The organism is Bacteroidota bacterium, assembly GCA_020161395.1.
GTDB lineage: Bacteria > Bacteroidota > Ignavibacteria > Ignavibacteriales > Ignavibacteriaceae > UTCHB3.
The window spans coordinates 60037-80712 of record JAIUOE010000003.1 but is presented as its reverse complement, the minus strand read 5'-3'; the positions used below and the strand labels follow the sequence as shown (position 1 = coordinate 80712).

General features: G+C 42.0%; 19 protein-coding genes. 13 read left to right on the top strand and 6 right to left on the bottom strand.

From position 1 onward, the window contains the following. Positions 1-2: 2 nt before the first annotated feature. From LCH52_05730 to LCH52_05705, 6 genes are all read right to left on the bottom strand, one after another. Positions 3-1004, bottom strand: coding sequence for a Gfo/Idh/MocA family oxidoreductase (locus tag LCH52_05730; protein MCA0387978.1), 1002 nt, complete (start codon positions 1002-1004; stop codon positions 3-5). After that, a complete protein-coding gene (dxs, locus tag LCH52_05725; protein ID MCA0387977.1) occupies positions 1004-2923 on the bottom strand; it encodes a 1-deoxy-D-xylulose-5-phosphate synthase in 1920 nt (639 codons plus the stop codon). The genes LCH52_05730 and dxs overlap by 1 nt, the downstream gene beginning before the upstream one ends. A gap of 39 nt (positions 2924-2962) precedes the next feature. Next, positions 2963-3175, bottom strand: a complete 213-nt coding sequence (gene xseB, locus LCH52_05720; GenBank protein MCA0387976.1) for an exodeoxyribonuclease VII small subunit — start codon at positions 3173-3175, stop codon at positions 2963-2965. Further along, a complete protein-coding gene (xseA, locus tag LCH52_05715; protein MCA0387975.1) occupies positions 3168-4358 on the bottom strand; it encodes an exodeoxyribonuclease VII large subunit in 1191 nt (396 codons plus the stop codon). The genes xseB and xseA overlap by 8 nt, the downstream gene beginning before the upstream one ends. Positions 4359-4393: 35 nt before the next feature. Next, entirely contained in the window at positions 4394-6922 is a 2529-nt protein-coding gene (locus LCH52_05710) for a TonB-dependent receptor (protein MCA0387974.1), read from the bottom strand. An 81-nt stretch (positions 6923-7003) separates the two neighbouring features. Beyond that, positions 7004-7906 (bottom strand): hypothetical protein, encoded by a 903-nt coding sequence (locus tag LCH52_05705; GenBank protein MCA0387973.1) that lies wholly within the window; start codon positions 7904-7906, stop codon positions 7004-7006. Between the two features lie 178 nt (positions 7907-8084). Between LCH52_05705 and LCH52_05700 the strand changes: the two genes are divergently transcribed. The 13 genes from LCH52_05700 (at position 8085) to fusA (ending at position 20576) form a co-directional block, all read left to right on the top strand. Next, entirely contained in the window at positions 8085-8429 is a 345-nt protein-coding gene (locus LCH52_05700; GenBank protein MCA0387972.1) for a hypothetical protein, read from the top strand. Positions 8430-8631: 202 nt separating this feature from the next. Next, entirely contained in the window at positions 8632-9927 is a 1296-nt protein-coding gene (locus LCH52_05695) for a hypothetical protein (GenBank protein MCA0387971.1), read from the top strand. An 11-nt stretch (positions 9928-9938) separates the two neighbouring features. Then, positions 9939-10487, top strand: a complete 549-nt coding sequence (locus tag LCH52_05690; protein MCA0387970.1) for a hypothetical protein — start codon at positions 9939-9941, stop codon at positions 10485-10487. Continuing rightward, positions 10484-11899: an outer membrane protein transport protein gene (locus tag LCH52_05685; protein MCA0387969.1), complete on the top strand. Its 1416-nt coding sequence runs from the start codon at positions 10484-10486 to the stop codon at positions 11897-11899. The genes LCH52_05690 and LCH52_05685 overlap by 4 nt, the downstream gene beginning before the upstream one ends. A gap of 125 nt (positions 11900-12024) precedes the next feature. After that, on the top strand, positions 12025-12873 hold the full coding sequence (gene rsgA / locus LCH52_05680) for a ribosome small subunit-dependent GTPase A (GenBank protein MCA0387968.1): 849 nt from the start codon (positions 12025-12027) through the stop codon (positions 12871-12873). Between the two features lie 142 nt (positions 12874-13015). Continuing rightward, positions 13016-13411, top strand: a complete 396-nt coding sequence (locus LCH52_05675) for a hypothetical protein (GenBank protein MCA0387967.1) — start codon at positions 13016-13018, stop codon at positions 13409-13411. A 181-nt stretch (positions 13412-13592) separates the two neighbouring features. After that, complete coding sequence (locus tag LCH52_05670; protein ID MCA0387966.1) at positions 13593-14696, top strand: SpoIID/LytB domain-containing protein; 1104 nt, start codon at positions 13593-13595, stop codon at positions 14694-14696. Next, on the top strand, positions 14686-15264 hold the full coding sequence (locus LCH52_05665; GenBank protein ID MCA0387965.1) for a Maf family protein: 579 nt from the start codon (positions 14686-14688) through the stop codon (positions 15262-15264). The genes LCH52_05670 and LCH52_05665 overlap by 11 nt, the downstream gene beginning before the upstream one ends. Next, positions 15261-16229, top strand: a complete 969-nt coding sequence (locus LCH52_05660) for a flippase-like domain-containing protein (GenBank protein MCA0387964.1) — start codon at positions 15261-15263, stop codon at positions 16227-16229. Before LCH52_05665 ends, LCH52_05660 begins: the two co-directional genes overlap by 4 nt. Then, positions 16229-17482, top strand: coding sequence for an isocitrate dehydrogenase (NADP(+)) (gene icd / locus LCH52_05655; protein ID MCA0387963.1), 1254 nt, complete (start codon positions 16229-16231; stop codon positions 17480-17482). The genes LCH52_05660 and icd overlap by 1 nt, the downstream gene beginning before the upstream one ends. A 242-nt stretch (positions 17483-17724) precedes the next feature. After that, the gene (locus LCH52_05650; GenBank protein MCA0387962.1) at positions 17725-18063 is read left to right on the top strand and encodes a YtxH domain-containing protein; all 339 of its coding nucleotides are present in this window, start codon (positions 17725-17727) and stop codon (positions 18061-18063) included. Positions 18064-18086: 23 nt separating this feature from the next. Beyond that, positions 18087-18473 (top strand): hypothetical protein, encoded by a 387-nt coding sequence (locus LCH52_05645; GenBank protein ID MCA0387961.1) that lies wholly within the window; start codon positions 18087-18089, stop codon positions 18471-18473. Between the two features lie 12 nt (positions 18474-18485). Then, the gene (fusA, locus tag LCH52_05640) at positions 18486-20576 is read left to right on the top strand and encodes an elongation factor G (protein MCA0387960.1); all 2091 of its coding nucleotides are present in this window, start codon (positions 18486-18488) and stop codon (positions 20574-20576) included. Positions 20577-20676 lie beyond the last annotated feature (100 nt).

The following is a 20676-nucleotide window of genomic DNA, read 5'->3' as shown; positions in this document are numbered from 1 at the left end:
TGTTAAACCAAGACCTCTTTTCTGGTGGAAGCTGACAAATACATGTTTTGGATAATTTTTAATCGTGCGACCGAATCTTCTGCAGAGGAGAGTACAGGGTTAAGTCCTTTTATTGCACCAATGAAATGATTCAGTTCATTCTGATATGATTTTTCCAGATGGGCTTTCCTGTTGTCATTCAGCATTGGTTTCAACTCGACATCCTGCCCGTCAATATTTTTGATAATCCTGAGAGGATTAATCAGAGCATTCCCTTTAGTACAGTAGATTTCCAAATCGAAAGTATTCTTTTGAGAAGCGATCGCCCAGGATGATTCGAGGTAAATCATCGAGTTTGACTTGGCTCTAATCATACTTACGGAGGAATCCTCAACATTTTTAGTGTTAATGAAAAAATTATGGGTAGAGACCGAAAGTATCTCGGGAAAATTAAGAAACCACAGTGCTACATCAAGCAAAACAATGCCAAGGTCAAAAATTACACCTCCTCCGGATTCATCTTTTTTGGTAAACCATTTTGCAGAACTTGACTGGGACTTGAACCAGGAACACTTAACAAAGAATGGATCGCCAAGTTCTCCTGAGTTGATGATACCCTTCAGGAGCATGATGTCCGGTCTGTATCTCATGTTCATCCCCACCATTGCTATGAGCCCCTTTTCTTTGGCGGTGTCAGCAATTTTTTGTGCTTCTTCAATGGTTCTGGCAAGGGGTTTTTCAACAAGTATGTGTTTACCTGCATTGAGACAATCCAGAGCTATCTGCATGTGTGATTTTGTAGGAGTGGCAATTATAACTGCATCAATCTCTACCTGCTCCAGCATTTTATGATAATCAGTAAACGCATGGTTCACCTTGAATTTTGAGGCAACCTCAAGCAGTGCGTTTTTATTAATATCAGCAATGGCTGTGATCTCGACCTCTTTGTTTCGGAAGAGGTCGGGGAGGTGTATCAGTTGGGAAATACCGCCCAGCCCGATTATGCCGAATTTTATTTTTGACATCAGACTAAAACCTTGTTTATATGGTTATCTATTTCAACAAAATCAGTGATTCTTTTCAGGATACCTTCGGGGTCGATTTCGAGGATTCTGTGAAGTTCAGCCTGAGTACCGTGGTCAACAAATTTATCCGGGAGTCCGATGCGCAGTATATCATTTTTATACCCTTTGTCAACAAAGTATTCCGCAACAGCAGAACCGAAACCACCTACAATGGTGTTCTCTTCGAGAGTGACGATTTTTTTATGAGTTGTCGAAATCTCATCGAGAAGTTTCTCGTCGAGCGGTTTGATGAATCGCATGTTAACAAGTTTTGCAGAAATGCCGGCAGCTTCGAGCTTGGGGAGCGTTTTGACTGCATAATCTACCATTGACCCAACAGCGAGAATGGCTACATCATTTCCTTCTTCCAAAACCTCAGCTTTGCCGACCTCATACTCAACAAATTCATCACTGAGGGGTACACCAAGCGCGTTTCCTCTTGGGTATCTTATTGCAACGGGACCGCCCTTCAGTTTTGTGGCGGTGTAAAGCATGTTCCTTAATTCATTTTCATCTTTCGGAGCCATTAATACAAGATGTGGAATCATTCTCAGGAATGTAAGATCGAGTGTTCCGTGATGAGTCGGACCATCTGCACCTACAAGTCCCGCTCTGTCGAGCACAAATACGACATGCAGTTTTTGCAATGCTATGTCATGAATTATTTGATCAATTGCCCTTTGGATAAAGGTCGAGTAAATGGCAACAACGGGAATGACACCCTGAGTTGCCAAACCGGCAGCAAAAGTAACACCATGTTCCTCAGCAATACCTACATCATAATAGTTTTCCGGACAATTTTTTTGCAGAATATTAAGGCCTGTCCCGTCGGGCATGGCAGCAGTAACTCCAACAATTTTAGGGTTTGCTTTTACAAGTTCAACAAGAGCCTCACCGAAAATTGTTGTATAGGCAGGTGGAGCACCCTCTTTTTTGTAGGCGACTCCGGTAACCTTGTCAAAAGGTGTGGAAGCGTGAAGCCGTTGTACATGTTTTTCAGCAGGGGCGTAGCCCTTTCCTTTTTCCGTGTTAGCGTGAATAAGGATGGGTCCCGTTAAATTCTTTGCAGCTTCAAAAACTTTAACGAGCTGATGGACATTGTGACCGTTTACCGGTCCGAAATATCTGAACCCGAGAGCTTCGAAAAGCATGCCGGGGGTCACTATTGATTTGATACCCCCTTCAACCCTGCCGACAACTTTTCTCAATCTGTCTCCAAAGTTGTCCATTTTACCGGTTAAATCCCAAACATAACCCTTAAATTTATTGTAATCGGGACTCGTAATAATCGAAGTAAAATAGTTGGAAAACTGCCATACATTTTGCGCTATAGACATATTGTTATCGTTTAGCACGACAATAAGATTCGAGTGGAGCATACCGGCATTGTTCATTGCTTCGTAAGCCATGCCACCTGTCATTGCACCATCACCGATGACTGCAATAACTTTCCGGTTTGTATTCATGTATTTATTGGCTTCAGCAATACCGAGTGCAGCGGAAATAGAGGTTGAAGCATGACCTGCACCGAATGCATCATACTCGCTTTCATTTCTCTTCAGAAATCCGGAAAGCCCGTTTAATTGTCTGATAGTGGGGAGCAGTTCTTTTCTTCCGGTCAGAATTTTATGCGGATATGCCTGATGACCTGTATCCCAAACGATTTGATCTTCGGGTGTATTGAAAACTTTGTGCATCGCGACGGTAAGTTCTACTGCTCCGAGTCCGCCACCGAAATGACCACCGACTACAGAAATAACATCTACCATATATTGTCTGACATCGGTACACAGTTGCCGCAGTTCAGGGATGGAAAAGTCTCTGAAATCAGCAGGAACATTTACCTTTGAAAGAGCAGGGTAGTTGTTCATATCAACCATTCTTATTCTCCAAAAAATAGATTAAAACATTGGTGATCATTAATATGATTTAAAGGAATTTTTCAATTCCGTGATTTTAAGTTCAGCTTGTTTGAGCGAAGAGAGACACTCCTGAGAAAGTTTCATGCCTTCTTCGTAAAGCAGAATCGCCTGTTCAAGATCCAGATCAGGATCCTCCAACAGCGAGGATATTTGCTCAATCCTCTCGAGTTTAATTTTAAATTGCGACACTTCGCTGGTATTGTTACTCATCTTTACCTTTAATAAGAATTTTTCCGTCAAAAAAGTTCAAGTCGAAAGATTTTTCTTTGTCGAGCCCGGTGGAAAGTTTTACAAATTTCCCATCCTGTGTAACATAGACGAATCCCTTTTTAAGAATTCGTTTGTGATCATTTGATTTCAAATGGAGCAATGCCGAATTTACTCTGTTTTTAAAATCCTTGACGAGATTGTTTATATTATTGTCGATTTGCATCAGAGCAAAATCGAGTCGCTGACTGTTGAATTTAATAAGGCTTAGAGGAGCCGACATCACCGGAGATTCAACAAATCTGTAAACCCGTTCCTGTTTTGATTTAAAGTTTGCAAGTGTTCTGTTTTCAATCGTTTGAGAGAGGTTTTTTACTGCCGATAAAACCTCGTTGAAATCAGGAGTGACGAGTTCCATAGCTGCAGTGGGAGTGGCTGCTCTCAAATCGGCGACAAAATCTGAAATGGTGAAATCAACTTCATGACCGACAGCCGAGATTACAGGAATGCGCGAACGGGCAATAGCTCTTGCTGTTGTCTCTTCATTGAAAGCCCACAAATCTTCAAGACTGCCTCCACCTCTGCCGACAATAATTACTTCGATATCATCATATTTATTAAGTTGATCAATGGCTTCGGCGATACTTTGAGCGGCACCTTCACCCTGAACCCTGGCTGAGGCGAGAACCAGCTCGACCATCGGGAATCTTCTGTTGGCAACAGCGATGATATCCTGCCAGGCGGCACCGGTAGAAGAGGTGACCACTCCGATTTTGGAAGGAAATGAACCAACCGGGTTCTTCCGTGAGGCATCAAAAAGCCCCTCTTTGCCGAGCTTTTCCTTTAGAAATTCGAACGCAACCTGCAGATCACCAACCCCGACATTTTTCATAGTCTGAACATCAAGCTGATAACTGCCTCTGGGTGCGTAAACCGTCACGGGCCCGCTACAGATCACCTGCATTCCATCTTTTGGAGTAAACCCAAGCTTCCTGTTGTTACTGCTCCACATCGAACAGGAGATGGAAGCATCGGAATCTTTCAGTGTAAAATACCAGTGTCCCGAGGAATGAGCTTTGAAGTTGGATATTTCACCAATAATTGTCTCATTCCGGAACCCCATCTCCAGGGTTGCCTTGATTTCGAGAGTCAGTTTAGTTACAGATTTGTATTGCGGGAGTTGCATAAATATTTAAAAAATGAAACTATAATAATACGAAATTAAAACTTTATGCTAAAACCCAGAGTGGGAAGAATTGGAAACATGGAGGTCGGTCTGACACCCAGTTTTTTATCCTCCGTTACATAATAATTATAGCCAATAATGTTTGATTTGTTGTATACATTTATAACATCAAGATAGAAACTCCAGTCGAGACCCCAGAACCGGGCGAGTGCGGTTACCCTTACATCAAGCCTGTGGTATTCCGGTTTTCTCGAGTTGAACCGGTTTCTGTCCTCGAATGCCACATCGTAGATGACTTCCGAAAAACTTCCGTTGGCACTTCTTCTGACAGCGAGGATGGGGGAGTCGAGTTGACGGTCTCCGTCGGTATCCATAAAAATAACCCTGGGAGCAACTCCCTCGGGAGTTGTCAGAGGAAATCCTGAACCATATTGCCATCTGACACCCAGATTCCACGATTTGGCAAACTGGTAATCGAGCACGATGTTTATTGTATGTCTTTGGTCAAATCTGAATGGCACGGTAAAATTTCTCTCGAATCGATCAGCCACGGCAAATGAATATGAAATCCATCCGCTGATTTTGGAATTTCTGTCAAGGTTTTTCTTTGCAAGCATCACTTCCAGTCCGTAAGATTCACCATAGGAATCGTTTACAGGAATCTGGGTGAGTGAATCTGACTGCACCCTAACCGGTCTCGTCCAACCGGAACTTGAGTTTGGATCCTGTCCCGGAATCCGTTCGGTGTAGAAACGGGTGCCGGTAACTATTTTTGGAACCACCAGATTATGAAAATCCTTGTAGTAGGCTTCCACTTTCAGATTCCATTCGAAGGAAAGCCATCTTTCAACACCCAGGATATAATGAATCGCTTTGGATGCTTCCAGTGTTTCAGTATTTTGACGGGAAAAATCGTAGAGAACTCCTGCATCCTGAAGTTTTTCGTAACCGGGGGACTGATAGAATATACCCCAGGAAGCCCTTATCGTTGTAAGGTCATCGTATGCCCATGAAGCTGATATTCTTGGGGCTATGTATGATTTTTCAAGAATCTGATAATTATCGAATCGAAGTCCTGCACTTATGTAAAACCTTTCCCACAGATTAAATCTGTTTTGAAGATATGCTCTGTAGCGATAATAGGTTTTTGTGTCGTTTAGATCGTCGATTGAGGAACGAAAATTTGGATTTGCTGAGAACAAAGCCCGAAGCTGGGGGTCAAATTCAAAGTCAAATGCAAGGGTGGTTGTCAGACGGTCGAGCCCAAAACCAGCCTCGAGAAGATTGTTGTTTCCCCAAAGCAGGTTGAGTTTCGAGTCCCATGAGTATTTTTCAAAAATAAATTCTGACTTAAACTTAAAGTTCAGGAGATAGGGGCTTAGTGTATCAGAATCGAATCCTTTAAAACTTTCTCTGTTCAAAGATGGATCAAGGACTTCCGAGTCAAACCCGGCATCGCCGCTGTTTTTATACCAGGAAAGGGTTGACTGAAAAAACAGATCCGAGTTCGGTGCATAATCCCATGTCAAACCGATAACATCGTTTCTCGTAACATTATTAACCGAGATGCTGTCCGGTGAAACACGGTCCTTACCTGAGACGATATTTACACCATCTGCGGAGTAAATTCCAAAAAGTTTGATTTTATGTCCATCGAAAGGACCGAAGGTAAATTTTGCCTGAATATCATAAAAATTGGGGAAAGCCGAGTCGTCCTCGATAAGTCCGGCACTTTTTGCGAAAGGTTCGAGAATCAAATCATAATATGTTCTTCTGCTGTTTATCAACCAGCTCCCTTTAATGTTAAAGGGATTTTTTCCCTCGAGTACCAGATTAGCATTGGTGATGGAAGCATTTAGACTTCCGGTAATGCCTTTTTTTGTTGAACCCTCTCTGTTTGATACTTCGAGGACTGCTGAAAGCCGGTCACCGTAATTTGTCGGAAAACCACCTGTAATAAGAGTGATATCTGAAACTGCATCGGGATTGAACATGCTGATGAATCCATAAAGCCGGTAGGGATTGAAAACCTCGACATTGTCCATGATTATCAGATTCTGGTCGGGACCTGAACCTCTTACAACGAGCTGAGAGGAAAAATCGTTTGGGGCTACAATTCCGGGGAGAGCCTGGAGAGTTCTGAGAACATCCTCACCGGCACCGGGGAGTACCTTAGCCTGTTCGGGTTCAAGTTCGATTACACTCGTTTCAGTGTCGGAAGCATCCCGCGATTTCTCTGAAATGACAACTTCATCGAGCAGAATATTAGTTTCGGAGAGGGAAATATTTGCTGTGAGTGTTTTTCCCGCTTCTATCAGAATGCTCTTCTCAACCATTGAAAAGCCAATGTACGAAAAAGAGATAGTCTTTTTTCCCGCCGGGATGTTTTTTATTTCATAATAACCATCAAGGTCAGTGACAGCACCAAGTCTGGTATCTTTGATTTTTACAGTTACTCCCGGTAAAGGTTTGCCCTGACTTGAGACTACGCCTTTAACGCTTCCAGATTGAGCTAAAAGTGAGACTACAGATAAAATAGAGATAAAAGCAAATTTCTTAAGCATGGTTCCTCGATTATGATACACATCATATGTTATAACACATGACTGATAACATAAATTCCAAAGTCATCAGCTTTCTTTTGCTTAAAAGGAGAAGGTCAGAAAATAGGAAGTGAGACCTATGTTTATGTCAAAATGATTCAAGATTTCAGCTGAAGGGAAGAAGTTGTATCTTGCTTTCAGATTAAAATTAATCACTCTGAAAATATCGAAAAATCCGAAGGAAATTTCAGGGGAAATACCATTTACACCGAGAAAGTTGGTCGTGTAGCTTATTCCCGGAGCCGCGTATTTTATAATTGGAATTTCAAACGGAAATTTTAGACCTGTGAAAAAGCGATTCCTGAAATCAATGTCAGGTGTGTGAGCGTATTCCAAAGAAAGCGCCATCCAAGGGAGCTCTGAGATCGCACTTTGAAAAACAACTACAGGGATTTCTTTAAAGAATGAGAATCTGCTCTCATTTTTGAAAAGGGAAGTACCGACAGAAGGTACAAGAAAAGCAATTCCACCGAGCGTACAATCTGTAAGGTAACCAAGCCATGTTCCTTCAATCTGAGGTTCGAAAGGTAACTTTATTTCAAACTCCTCACTCGAACTCTTGTTCCCCAATGCATCCTCAACATAAATTATTGTTTTCAACAATTGGGAAGAAGCCTTCACATTTGAAACATCCGTGGTAAACCGAAAACTTTCACCAAGGGTGTCGGATACGACAAATCGCTGTTTCCCTTCAAAAACGACTGTTGCTTTTGCAGGTGAAGTGGTGAAGAAATAGATAACGATTTCATTTTTCTCTTCTTCCCTAACATATGACTCAATCACATAAACTCCAACGGAGTCTTCAACAAAAACGGTACTCGTATCTGACCCTGCTACAAGTGAGTCCTGTCCTTCCGGTACGGATGAAGAATCGGGGTTTTCCTGCGCAAAGTTTGTTGTGAACAGGAGAAAAATAAATACAGCTATAAACTTCAAAGTTTTCATTTTGTATCGATCAAATTTTCAAAATTGAGAATTGAGTAAAAGTATTACCGAAAAAGAGAATTATTTCCCGGGCAAATTACCCAAAATCTGTATAAAAACGCAAAATATCTTTAAAAAATAATACCTCAAAGAGTTTGGCATAAAATTCGCTTATAAAAAAGCAACAAGCATGAAGAAAATGAAAAACATACTTTTTTATTCACCAGATCTTAGTTTTTGTGCCAGTGTGCTGATGTACTTTGAGAAGAAGTACGCAGTTACCACGACAAATGATTTTGATCAAATCGAAAAATTTCTGAAGAGTTCAGATTTCGACATGCTTATTATTGACTGCCAGCCGAATGAGAAGATCGAAAATCTCATCAAGAATATACAACCCATGCCCATCATAATGACATATGTATTCACAAGGAATATTTTGTCGCTGGAATCCCAGATTCGCAGCTATGTAAATGCCATTCTTTACAAGCCATTTGATTTTGAAGAAATGTCGGGAAAAATCGACATTTTGATGGCAAATTAGCACTTCCAACCCGTTTTTACCCTTTTTATTGGGAATCCAATTGATATATTAAACCATTGGATAATTGTAATTTGTTCAATAAATTAAACAGTTGTTTGTTTTATTGAACAATGTGCAATTCGTTGATGTTTGAATTTAGAAGAAACAAGGCACAAATGATCAGGCACGATATTTGCTGAATCATTTAAAAAAAGGAGCCGTCATGAAAACCACGATTTTTATACCAGTTTTATTGTTCGCCTTTTGGGCTACGGGCTGCTACACCCAGTTTGAAGTGCAGCGACCCGAAACCAAGGAGGTAGAGATTGAAGTAGTCCAAAGAGACTCTGATGATTCCGTCTCTGAAATTGATGATACTACAGTCGTCTCCAAAATTGAAACTGACACCGACTACGACATAACCATCAAAAGATATAAATATGTGGAACAGGATGATTACTGGACCCGTCCGGTAGTCTCCGTCAATATTGGTTACGGCTACGGTTATGTTTGGGATAATTTTTGTTATGATCCTTTTTGGGCATGGTATTACAATCCATACATCTATTATCCAAGATGGGTTTATCATCCGTGGTACTACTGGTATGACCCCTATCCTTATTACTATGGCTGGAACTACGGCTACGGGCATCATTATGGCGGACATTACGGTTACAACGATGGTTTCTCGAAATACAAATATCGTGACAGAGATATCAGTTCCATTCGTGGCAGAGATGGAGGCAGAGGATCGAGAGGATCTGGAGGTGACGGATCAGGTGCGAGAACTCCCGGAATCACCGGAGGCAATGATCAGGCTGCAAAACGCTCAGGCGTAAGGAATGACGGTTCACGAAACGGTTCAGGAGCCACAGATGATGAAGTGAAAACTGAACGCAAACGGGGTGGTTTTGATACCTGGAACCGGGATGAGGAACCTGTGGTAAAAAGAAATTCCGGCAGGGAAGTTACTAAACGGGATGTCCGTTCGGGTGACAGAACCGATGGTACGGGAAACGATACCAAAAAAATTGAAAAAAGGTCAACTGACAGAAATGACGGTGAATCACCTGCAGTTACCCGCAAAAGAGATAACCGCAATGACGGCGAGAAAAAGGGTAACAACAACTCGGGAACCAGAAAATCAACCCGGGAGACAAAAAAGAATGACAATTCAGGCAGTACAGGAAGGGAAACAAAACGACCTTCGAGAAATGACGGTGACAACAACAGTTCCGGTAAAACCTACAAATCACCATCAAGAAATGACGGTAACTCCAGCGGATCAGGAAATTCGGGAAAATCGTATAAATCACCATCAAGAAATGACGGTAACTCCAGCGGATCAGGAAGTTCTGGAAGAAGTAACAGGGGCTCAAGCAGAAATGACGGCGGATCGGGCAGCGGGAGTTACAGGTCACCTTCTTCCTCCTCAGGAAGCAGTGGTCATTCATCAGGTTCGTCCCGTTCCAATTCAGGATCGAGCTCAGGCAGCAGCAGACGGTCGGGTTCGAGATAACGAGGTTTAATATGAAAAATTTGATTTTGATATTCCTTTTGCTCTTTTCTCCTCTCGTTTTGAGCGGTTGTTATACGATAGTTGACACCGGACAGAGTCTTTCTGAAGAGGAGATAACCGAGATAGAAAGAGACTACGATGAAGAGGATTATGTCCAATCTTACTATTCGGGTAATTATTTTGGCGGATATTCAAGCTACCACGGGCTTCCCTGGTGGTACTCCATCACCCCGGTGACAGTGGGTTCAAGCGGCTCGTTGGATGGAAATGATGCCGAATCTCCGGTTACAAGAAAAAGAGACAGGGAGAAGACAAATCTTAGAAATCGTGACGGCGGAAGAAATTCTTCGGGTGAATATTCCGGAGCTACGACTACCAGAAGCGGTTCGGGAAGTTCGAGCGGTAATTCGGGTTCAACAACCCCGACTACCACTTCCACTTCAACAGCTCCGGCAAAAAAATCATCCAATAGTGATGACAACAGTAACAGCAGAAGCGGTAATTCCGGTGATAATAAAAACAGTTCAGGGCGGACCAATTCAGGAGGCGGAAGAAAATGAAAAAATTGATGATATTATTTCTTTTTTCTACGGGTTTGATTTTCTCTCAGACTGTTAATGACGCTGTCAGGCTTGCGATGCCCGGATTCGGATCCGGAGCCAGGTCGATCGGAATGGGAAACGCTTTCGTGGCGATGAGCGATGACGGATTGGGTATGAATTCCAACCCAGCCGGCATTGCGTTGGTCAGAAGGTTCGAGCTTGGAACAGGATTCAAGTACTCAAGTACAGGCAATAATACCACATTCTTCGGAAATCAGAACAGTGTGAACAATTCTGCAGCACTTCTGGATAATTTTTCAATTCTTATCCCGGTTCCCACTTTGAGAGGAAGTCTCGTTCTCGGAACTTCCTACAATAATGTACATGACTTTTCCGGTAAGCTGGCTTTCAACGGTTTTAACGCTGGCAGCAATTCCATGATTCAGAATCTGAACAGCTATTCGAACATTCCTTTCGAGCTTTATCTTACTGATGATAATTCGGTCACGAAAATCAATGGAAGACTCAATCAGTCAGGGACAAGACTTCAGACTGGCTCAACCGGCGTCTGGAATTTCTCGGCAGCGTATGAGGCTTATAAAAATCTCTTTCTCGGTGTCACAATAGGTATCGGACGGGGAGATTATGAAAATAATTTTGATCTTCGTGAAAAAGATGTCAATGGTGTTTATGAAGGAAATGAACTGGCTCCGGGAAATGCCTTTACCAAACAGTTCAGAACATTTGACTATAAAACAATGCTAAACTGGGATGTAAGTTTCTACGACATAAAATTAGGAATGCTTTATCAAGTGAGGGACCTGGCAAGAGTCGGAGTTGCCGTCGAAATGCCTACAACCTACACCATCAAGGAAAAATATGGTGTTGAAGCTTCGTCTTCCTGGGGTAATGGAAGAGTGGTTTCTGTTGATCCCGCTGATTATGCCAGTGATGTTGAATATGAGATTTCGAAACCGTTTAAGTTTACTGGTGGTGTTTCAGTCAATTTCAGAGGACTGATTATTTCCGGACAGGCATCATTTATGGATTACTCGCAGACAAAATTCAGAGATATTTCAGGACTTGGAAATTCATTCGTCAGTGGTCTCAATAAAGATGTGCAGGCAACTCTCAGGGCGGTACTCAATTACAATTTCGGTGCGGAATACACAATCCCTGTCATTGATGCACGGGTAAGAGCGGGATATTTCACTTTGAAATCACCCTATAAAGAGGATCCTTCAGAATATGACAGAAAATTCCTGACTTTTGGGTTTGGCTATCTGCTCGACGGAGAATTGTCTTTTGATGTGGCTTACATGTATGGCTGGTGGAAAGATTTTGGTGAAAACTACGGGTTTAATCAGTCAAGAACCCTTCAGGATATAACTTATCACAATGCTGTTTTTGGTGTTTCTTTCCGTTTCTAAATCCGGAGTTTCCCATTAAGGGTCTGCTTATCAGGATTGAGGGCCAAAGCCACTGGGTGATGCCTGAAAGAGAAAACCGGGTCATCAGGTGTGTTCTTCGAGGCAGGTTCAAGCACGACCTCCGAATGAAAAAGGACAAGCTCCTGCTTACTGACATTGCGGTTGTAGGAGATTTCGTAGAATTTGACTTGATAGATGACACCTCGGGTGTGATTTTTGCCGTTGATTCAAGAAAAAATTACATTTCACGAAAAGCACCTAAAATCAAAGGTTCAACTCTAAGGGGGGAACGCCTCGAACAGGTAATCGCTGCCAATATAGATCAGATTTTTATTATCTGTTCATTTGGAGTGCCACCATTCAACAACAAGGCTCTCGACAGATTTCTTGTGATTGCCGAAAGTTCAAATATTCATCCGGTAATTGTGTTTAACAAGCTGGATCTTGTTGAAATACCCGAGGAACCAGAACTTTGGGCTGAACTGTACACCGGTTTGGGATATGAATTGTATGCTGTCTCGGCATTGACAGGGGAGGGAATTGATGACTTAAGAACACGATTTACCGGAAGGAAGAGTCTGTTTTGGGGACACTCTGGTGTGGGCAAGTCATCTCTGATAAATGCGCTTTTCCCTGAACTCAATCTTGCGACCGGGGATATAAGCGCCTATTCACAAAGGGGAAAGCACACCACTGTTATTGTTAACATGAACAGAATTGACAATGATACCTTCCTTATTGATACTCCCGGTATCAGGGAAATCGCCCCCTTCGGTATTCAAAAAGATGATTTAAGCCACTATTTTGTCGAGTTTGCAGATCATCTCCAAAAATGTAAATATAAACCGTGTACTCATCTGCATGAACCCGGCTGCGGAGTAATTGAAGCTGTCGAAAGGGAGGAGATATCTCCCGAAAGATACGACAGCTATCTTCGGCTTTTGGATAACATTGAAGAGGATATGGTATATTGAGATTCAGAATTTCGGAACTTCAGGACCCCGGAGCTTCAGAACTGCTGATTTTCTGAAGTACTGAAGTATTTTACATCACACGAGATAAAAAAATATTTCTTTTTCTCTTTGATTTTTGTTGTAAACCCATTATATTGCATGTATGAAAGTAAAAGTAATTTTTCTCGCACTCCTTTTTTCTATCGGCACGCTTGTAGCCGGCGCATTTCTCGACTTTTTCTATGCAAAAAGTGAAGACGGGAAAGTGAAGGTTGAATGGAAAACCACCTCTGAAAGCAATCTCAGAGAGTTTACCATTGAGAGAAGAACGCACAACACCCCTTTCACAGAAGTTACCACTGTAAGACCAAAAGGTAACAACTCCTACTATGTCTATTATGACGAAGGTGCCTACAAAACCACCGATGTCATATATGTTTACCGTCTCAGAATAAATGACAGGGATAATTCGGCTTCTTATTCAAAAGAAGTGTCGGTCAGTCATTCAGTTTCAGGTTTCAAGAAGACCTGGGGCAGCATAAAGGCAATGTTCCGTTAGAATAAACGATAAATTGGTTCCTTTCCCTCTCAAATCCCAACAAAGAATCCTCTTTTACCTCCTTTTAGTATTTCCTTTTCTATTTTCTTCCTGTGCAACAACAATCAGGAGTTCATCGGGAAAGATTCCCGGGCAAAACAGCAACAATTCCACGTCAAAATTAAGGCAAAACATTCGTGTATTGCTGGATGAAGAGGTTAAGGAATTTTCCTTTAAACTGGATATTGATGCAGAATTTCTTGTGGGTGAAGAGAGAAAAGGGGTTATAAATGATGGTGAAAAAATTGTTGTCAGTTCCGCAAAAGGCGTTGTAAATATTACATTACCATCCGGCGCGATCTCTGCTCCGTTTGTTAAAATGAAACCTGCCAACAACCAGGAATTTATAAATTTCCATAAAAAATCTTACAGGGGTGAACTCTGGTTTTTGGCTCAGGGATCAAAGACTTTTGTTGTTAATTATCTCGATCTTGAAGACTACCTCCTTGGCGTGGTCCCTCTTGAGATAGGGTTGAAAGACAATCATTTTTTCGAAGCTTTGAAATGTGCAGCAGTTGCGGGAAGGACCTTTGCCTTAAATCGTATTGTTGAGAAGAGAGCTTTTTTTGATGTGACTGATGGAGTGAAGGATCAGGCATATGGTGGACTTGATGTCGAAACAGGAATTGACAGCAGGGCTGTTAGGGAGACCGAAGGTCTGATTTTGACCTATAATAAAAAACCTGCGCTCGTCTTTTACCACGCCAATTGTGGCGGGCATACCGAGGATATTGCGAATGTATTTGGTCCTGTTGATCTCCCGTACCTTAAAGGGGTTCCTGACGGAGATCCGCCATACTGCGAAAAATCACCCTCGTACCGCTGGACAGAGACCTACACTCCGTTCGAAATCATAAGATATCTTTTTGACGCTCAGTTAATCAAGTCAAAAAACCTTGTTCTTGAGGGACTTGAGATAAAAGAGCGCTACAGATCGGGACGGGCAAAAGGACTTGTTGTCAATATAAGGGATCAGAAACCATTTTTAATCCCCGGTTCAAAGATCAGGGATGTTATTAAGAGCAAAAAGGATAATTCCATCCTCCGAAGTTCCAATTTCACTATTGAATTGATTGAAAAGGAGGGGATTCTTAGCAAGATAGTCTTTACAGGCAAGGGTAATGGTCATGGAGTTGGTATGTGCCAATGGGGAGCGTTAAATCAAAGCCGTAGCAAAACACCATTTACCGAAATTCTCTTACACTATTTCCCGGGTACTGAAATAACTCAAGTTTATGATAATTGATATAGAAGTGGTTCTCGCATCCGCCTCACCAAGAAGGCGTTTTCTCCTCGGTCAGATAGTCCGTAAACTGGAATTTATTTCCCTTGATACCGATGAGTCGTTTGATGCGGAGGTTCCCAGGAAGGAAGTGGCGACACTTCTCGCAAAACGGAAAATGGATGATGCGCTTGGACGCGGCATAGAGGGTATTATAGTTACTGCGGACACAATAGTGGTTTTAAACAATGAAATACTCGGAAAACCGGCAGATGCAACTGAAGCAAAAAAGATGCTGGGTATGCTTAGTGGAAATGAACATGTTGTTGTCACGGGATTTTCTGTCCTGAATACAAAAAACGGAAAGCGGATCGATTCAGCAGTGGAAACCAAGGTGAAGTTTACTCACCTTACAGAAGAAGAAATAGATGGTTATGTTGCAACAGGAAGTTCATTCGACAAAGCTGGCGGGTACGGTGTACAGGATGGCTACGGTTCCATATTCATGGAGAGTATTTCGGGGTGTTATTACAATGTGATGGGTCTTCCCACTAATGCCGTTTACAAGGCTCTTAAGAAAGTTTTGAAGTGAAAAACTACAAGCAAAAGATCATCATTTCAATAATCGCATCGGTGATCATATATCTGGGTTTTTCGATTTATGCCGACCTCGACAAGGTGTTAAAGGCACTTTCAGGATTCAGCCTTTATCTGATTCCGGTAATACTTTTACTGGTATTTGCAAATTACATATTCCGTTTTATCAAATGGCACTATTACCTGGGCCTGATAGGGGTTAAGATTGGAGCAGGGGAGTCGTTTCTCATTTTTCTAAGCGGGTTTGTATTAAGCGTAACTCCGGGAAAGATGGGAGAAGTCTTGAAATCTTTTCTTTTGAAAGAGAGAACGGGGGTTGCCGTCAGCAGAACCGCTCCGGTGATTTTTGCAGAGAGGGTAACTGACATGACTGCTCTGATGATAATCGCTTTGGTGGGAGCGATGAGTTTTAACTACGGGAGGGTGTTCGCTATAGGAGCGATCGTTGCATTCATAGTTATGATCGTTGTGATTTCGAACCGTAAACTTTCATTGGGGATAATTGATTTACTGGGGAAAATCGGGTTTTTGAAGAAGATTATTCCTCACCTTCATGAGTTGTACGAAAGTGCGTATATACTGTTAAAACCCAAGCCGATTTTTCTAATGACGATATTCAGTTTATTGTCGTGGTTTTTCGAATGTTATGCGTATTTTTTGATTTTGGAAGATTTTTCTGTTGATGTTTCGCTGTTCAGAGCATCATTCTATTATTCATTCGCAACAGTTGCAGGAGCCTTGTCGTTTCTGCCCGGGGGACTTGGAGCTGCGGATGCACTTTTTACACTGTTCATTCAGTCCCTTGGGAAGTCTGAAGCCATTGCTGTTTCTTCGACGATACTGATCAGAGTGGCAACACTCTGGTTCGCTGTAATCGTCGGACTGGTTGCTTTTGGCTTGTTTCAGAGGCGCTCAGGGAAAATCGATTTAAACAAACTTAATGAGAAGGAGGTCAGCTAATGGGAAACTACAAACACATTAAAGTTCCCGCTTTTGGTGAAAAAATTACGGTTGATAAAGGGAAACTGGTAGTGCCCGATAATCCGGTGTTGTTATATATTGAAGGGGATGGTACAGGTCCTGATATTTGGAAAGCATCACAGACAGTATTTGACGCAGCGGTGGAAAAAGCGTACGGCGGAAAGAAAAAAGTTGCCTGGGCTGAAATATTTGCAGGTGAAAAATCTCTCGCAGTATATGGTGAAAACGAATGGCTCCCAGAAGAAACACTGCAGGCGATTGAAGAGTATCTCGTGGCAATCAAAGGACCGCTTACCACACCCGTTGGTGGCGGAATCAGAAGCCTTAATGTTACTCTAAGACAGAGACTCGATCTTTTTGCCTGTGTCCGTCCGGTTAAATATTACACCGGAACCCCAAGCCCTGTTAAAACTCCTGAAAAACTCGATATCGTCCTCTTTAGAGAGAACACGGAGGATGTGTATGCCGGAGTTGAATTCAAAGCGGGCTCACCTGAAGCGAATGAAATAATCGAACTTATTAATAAAAAGTTCGGAAAAAATATTCGTCCTGAATCAGGAATCGGCGTAAAACCAATGTCAGCTTTTGGTTCAAAAAGGTTAATAAAGAAAGCCATTGAATACGCACTTGATCATGGCAGAAAAAGTGTAACCCTCGTGCACAAAGGTAATATCATGAAATTTACCGAAGGCTCATTCAAAGAGTGGGGTTATGAAGTTGCCAAGGAAGAATTCGGAAATGTGACCGTGACAGAAGATGAAGTATGGTCAACTTATGGTGGTAAAGTACCTGAAGGCAAACTGCTAATTAAGGACAGAATAGCTGACAGCATGTTCCAGCAGGTTCTTCTGAGACCAGATGAGTATGATGTGGTAGCTACTCCAAACCTTAATGGTGATTACCTTTCGGATGCGGCTGCAGCGCAGGTTGGCGGACTCGGCATAGCTCCGGGCGCAAATCTCAGCTACTCGATCGGACTGTTTGAAGCCACACACGGTACTGCACCAAAATATGCAAATCTCGACAAGATCAATCCCGGTTCAGTTATTCTTTCCGGTGTGATGATGTTTGATTATCTTGGTTGGACTGAAGTTGCCAGACTTATCGAATCAGCACTTCAAAAAACCATTTCGAGCAAAGTGGTTACCTACGACTTTGCAAGACTGATGGATGGTGCCAGGGAAGTGAAAACCAGCGAATTCGCAAACGAAATAGTAAAAAACATGGGTTGATTTCCGGATTCGAGGATCCTTCTGAACCCTTAAATCCATTAATCACACTATTTTTTCAAAAAGGAGGCTTCGGTCTCCTTTTTTTATTTGACGGTATCTTAATAACTATTATTTTTGACAGTATTATATATTTTTATTTTTAAGGAACATCAAAGAATGTCTTTGATTTTATTTCAAAATGGAAGTATATTATAATACAATTAAAAAATTGTTGTAAACCCATAAAAAAATTGGAGGTAGCAATGTCAAGTGACAAAGATCTAAGCAAAGGATTACTTTTGGGCTTATTGGCCGGTGGATTGGTAGGCGCTTCGTTAGCTCTGCTTTTCGCTCCCAAGAGTGGCAAAGAACTCCGCAAGGACATTCAAGACAAGGCGGATGACTTCAAAAAAGAAGCTGAAAACCAGTTGGTAAAAGCCAAGGAAAAAGCACAGGAAGTGCTGAACGAAGGCAAGAAAAAAGGTCAGCAGATAATTGAAGATGCAAAGAAAAAAGCAGAGGAAATCAAATCCGATGCTGAAAAACTGATGAAAGGTGCAAAGGAAAAACCGGCAGCAGAACAGGAAACTGAACACGCCTAACAATTAATTTGAAAGATTAGCTTATGTTAACGGAGATTTTTCAGGTAATCCTTTATTTGTGTGCTTCGGCTCTGTGTATCGCTCTTATCATCTATTTGAAAAAGCTGACCGTAAGTGTTCAGCAGATGCAGGAAGATATCGGACAGTTGAAGGACAGAATGGAACCTTTAATTGACTCAGTGAAAACACTCTCTGACTCGTTGAATCAGACTTCAAGTGAAATACAGCAACAACTTGATAAAACGGGTTGGATAGTGGATCAGGTCAAAATGAGACTGGAAAGTCTTTTTGGTTTCGAAGAGAAGGTCAAGGAAAGCCTTGAGTCTCCTGTTGAAAAGTTATTATCTAATTTAACGGCTCTGAGAGGTGGCATTTCTGCCATCTTCAGAGCTTTTTTTGTAAAGAAATAAAGGAGATCATCTGTGAAAGATTATACTCCGGAAGTCCTCCGGAACATCGGTCTTTTTGGTCATGCCAGTGCCGGAAAGACAACATTTAACGAACTGGCATTGTTTATTGGCGGTGAAACCACCCGTATCGGCAAAATCGAAGAAGGAAATACAATCTCAGACTACACAGCTAATGAAGTCGAAAGAAAAATTTCCATCTCTCTGTCAGCATGCCACCTCGAATGGAAAAACACAAAATTGAATATCATAGATGTGCCTGGCACATCAGATTTCGAAGGCGAAGTGCTTGCAGGTGCCAAGGTTGTCGATACGGGTGTCATTTTTGTAAAAGCAGTTGAAGGTGTTGAAGTAGGGACCGAACATGCCTGGGAATATCTGAAGGCAGACGGCAAACCCGCAGCAGTTGTTATAAATAAGATTGATCATGAAAGATCGGATTTTAAGAGAATAGTAGAACAGGCAAATGACAGACTTTCGCACGGAGTGGTGGTCGTCACTTTCCCTGCCAAGGAAGGACTTCAGTTCGACACTGTAGTTGATGTGCTGAAAATGAAAGCGTACAAATATGGTGCGCCCGGTTCAAAATCAGTAACTGAAATTGACATCCCTGCCGATGTAAAAGCTCAGGCAGAGGAGTACAGGACAATACTTATAGAAAAAGTTGCCGAAGCTGACGAAGATTTAATGAATAATTATTTCGAGAACGGGGATCTTACCCCCGAAGAGGCAACAAAAGGTTTAAAAATAGCAATCAGAAATGGTGATCTCGTACCTGTCTTTGCTACAGCAGCAACCAAGGGCATCGGTATCAACAATTTTCTCGATTTTGCAGTTGATTACTTCCCTTCACCTGCTGAAATGCCACCTGCAAAAGGTTTGCTTGGTGATGGCAAGGAAGTTGAAATTGTCGCCAATAAAGATGGTGAGCCTGTATTATTTATCTTTAAGATCATTGCCGAGCAACATGTCGGTGAACTTTCCCTGTTCAGAGTGTATTCGGGTACTTTGAAACCCGGTATGGATTTGATCAACCAGAACAGCGGTAAACCTGAAAGACTAAACCAGTTTTTCATGTTAAATGGTCACAACAGAAAAGAAATTCCAAATCTGGTATGCGGCGACATTGGTGCAGTTGTTAAATTGAAAGACTCGCACACAAATAATACTCTTAGCTCAAAGAATTATTCGGTTAAGGTTAAACCGATCGAGTTCCAGGAACCTTCGATCAGAGGAGCTATCATCCCGAAAGCAAAAGGAGATGAAGATAAAATTGCTGCATGTCTTCATGCACTTCATGAAGAAGACCCTTCTTTCAATGTGAGATTTGATCCTGAAATTGGACAGACTATAATCACCGGTCAGGGTCAGACCCAGCTTACTCTTGCAGTAAAAAGACTAAAAGAGAGATATAATGTTGAAGTGGATCTGGTTCAGCCAAGAATCCCTTACAGAGAAACAATCAAAGGAAGAGTTGACAGCGTCGATTACCGCCATAAAAAGCAATCAGGTGGTCGCGGACAGTTTGCTCATGTATTCTTTAAGATGGAACCCGTCGAAAGAGGCAAGGGATTCGAATTCGTAAACGCCATTGTTGGTGGTGTTGTTCCGGGCAGATTCATTCCTGCGGTTGAAAAAGGTATCGTCGAACAGATGGAAAAAGGTGTAATAGCCGGTTACAATGTAGTCGATGTTAAAGTGACACTTTTTGATGGTAAATTCCACGATGTGGATTCTGATGAAATGTCATTCAAACTCGCTTCTTCGCAATGCTTCAAAAAAGCTTTTGCGACTGCAAAACCTGTACTGCTTGAGCCTATTTACGAAGTTACGGTTAAGGTGCCCGAGGAGTTCATGGGTGATGTAATGAGCGATTTCACTTCGAGACGCGGAAGAATTCTCGGGATGGAATCAGACGGACATTTCCAGATTCTGAAGGCAAATGTACCGCTTTCGTCCCTCTACAAGTATTCAGTCGATCTTCGCGGTATCACTGCCGGAAGAGGCACTCATAAAGAGAGATTCTCATTCTATGAGGAAGTCCCGAAAGAACAGGAAGTCAAGATTATCGAAGAATACAACAAGTCACGACAGGAAGAAGATTAAACTTCAACCTTACAGTCATTCTGAAGAGGCTGTTCATTCGGGCAGCCTTTTTTTATGCCCGGGAATCAATGGTGGAAATGGTTTCAATATCACTATTTTT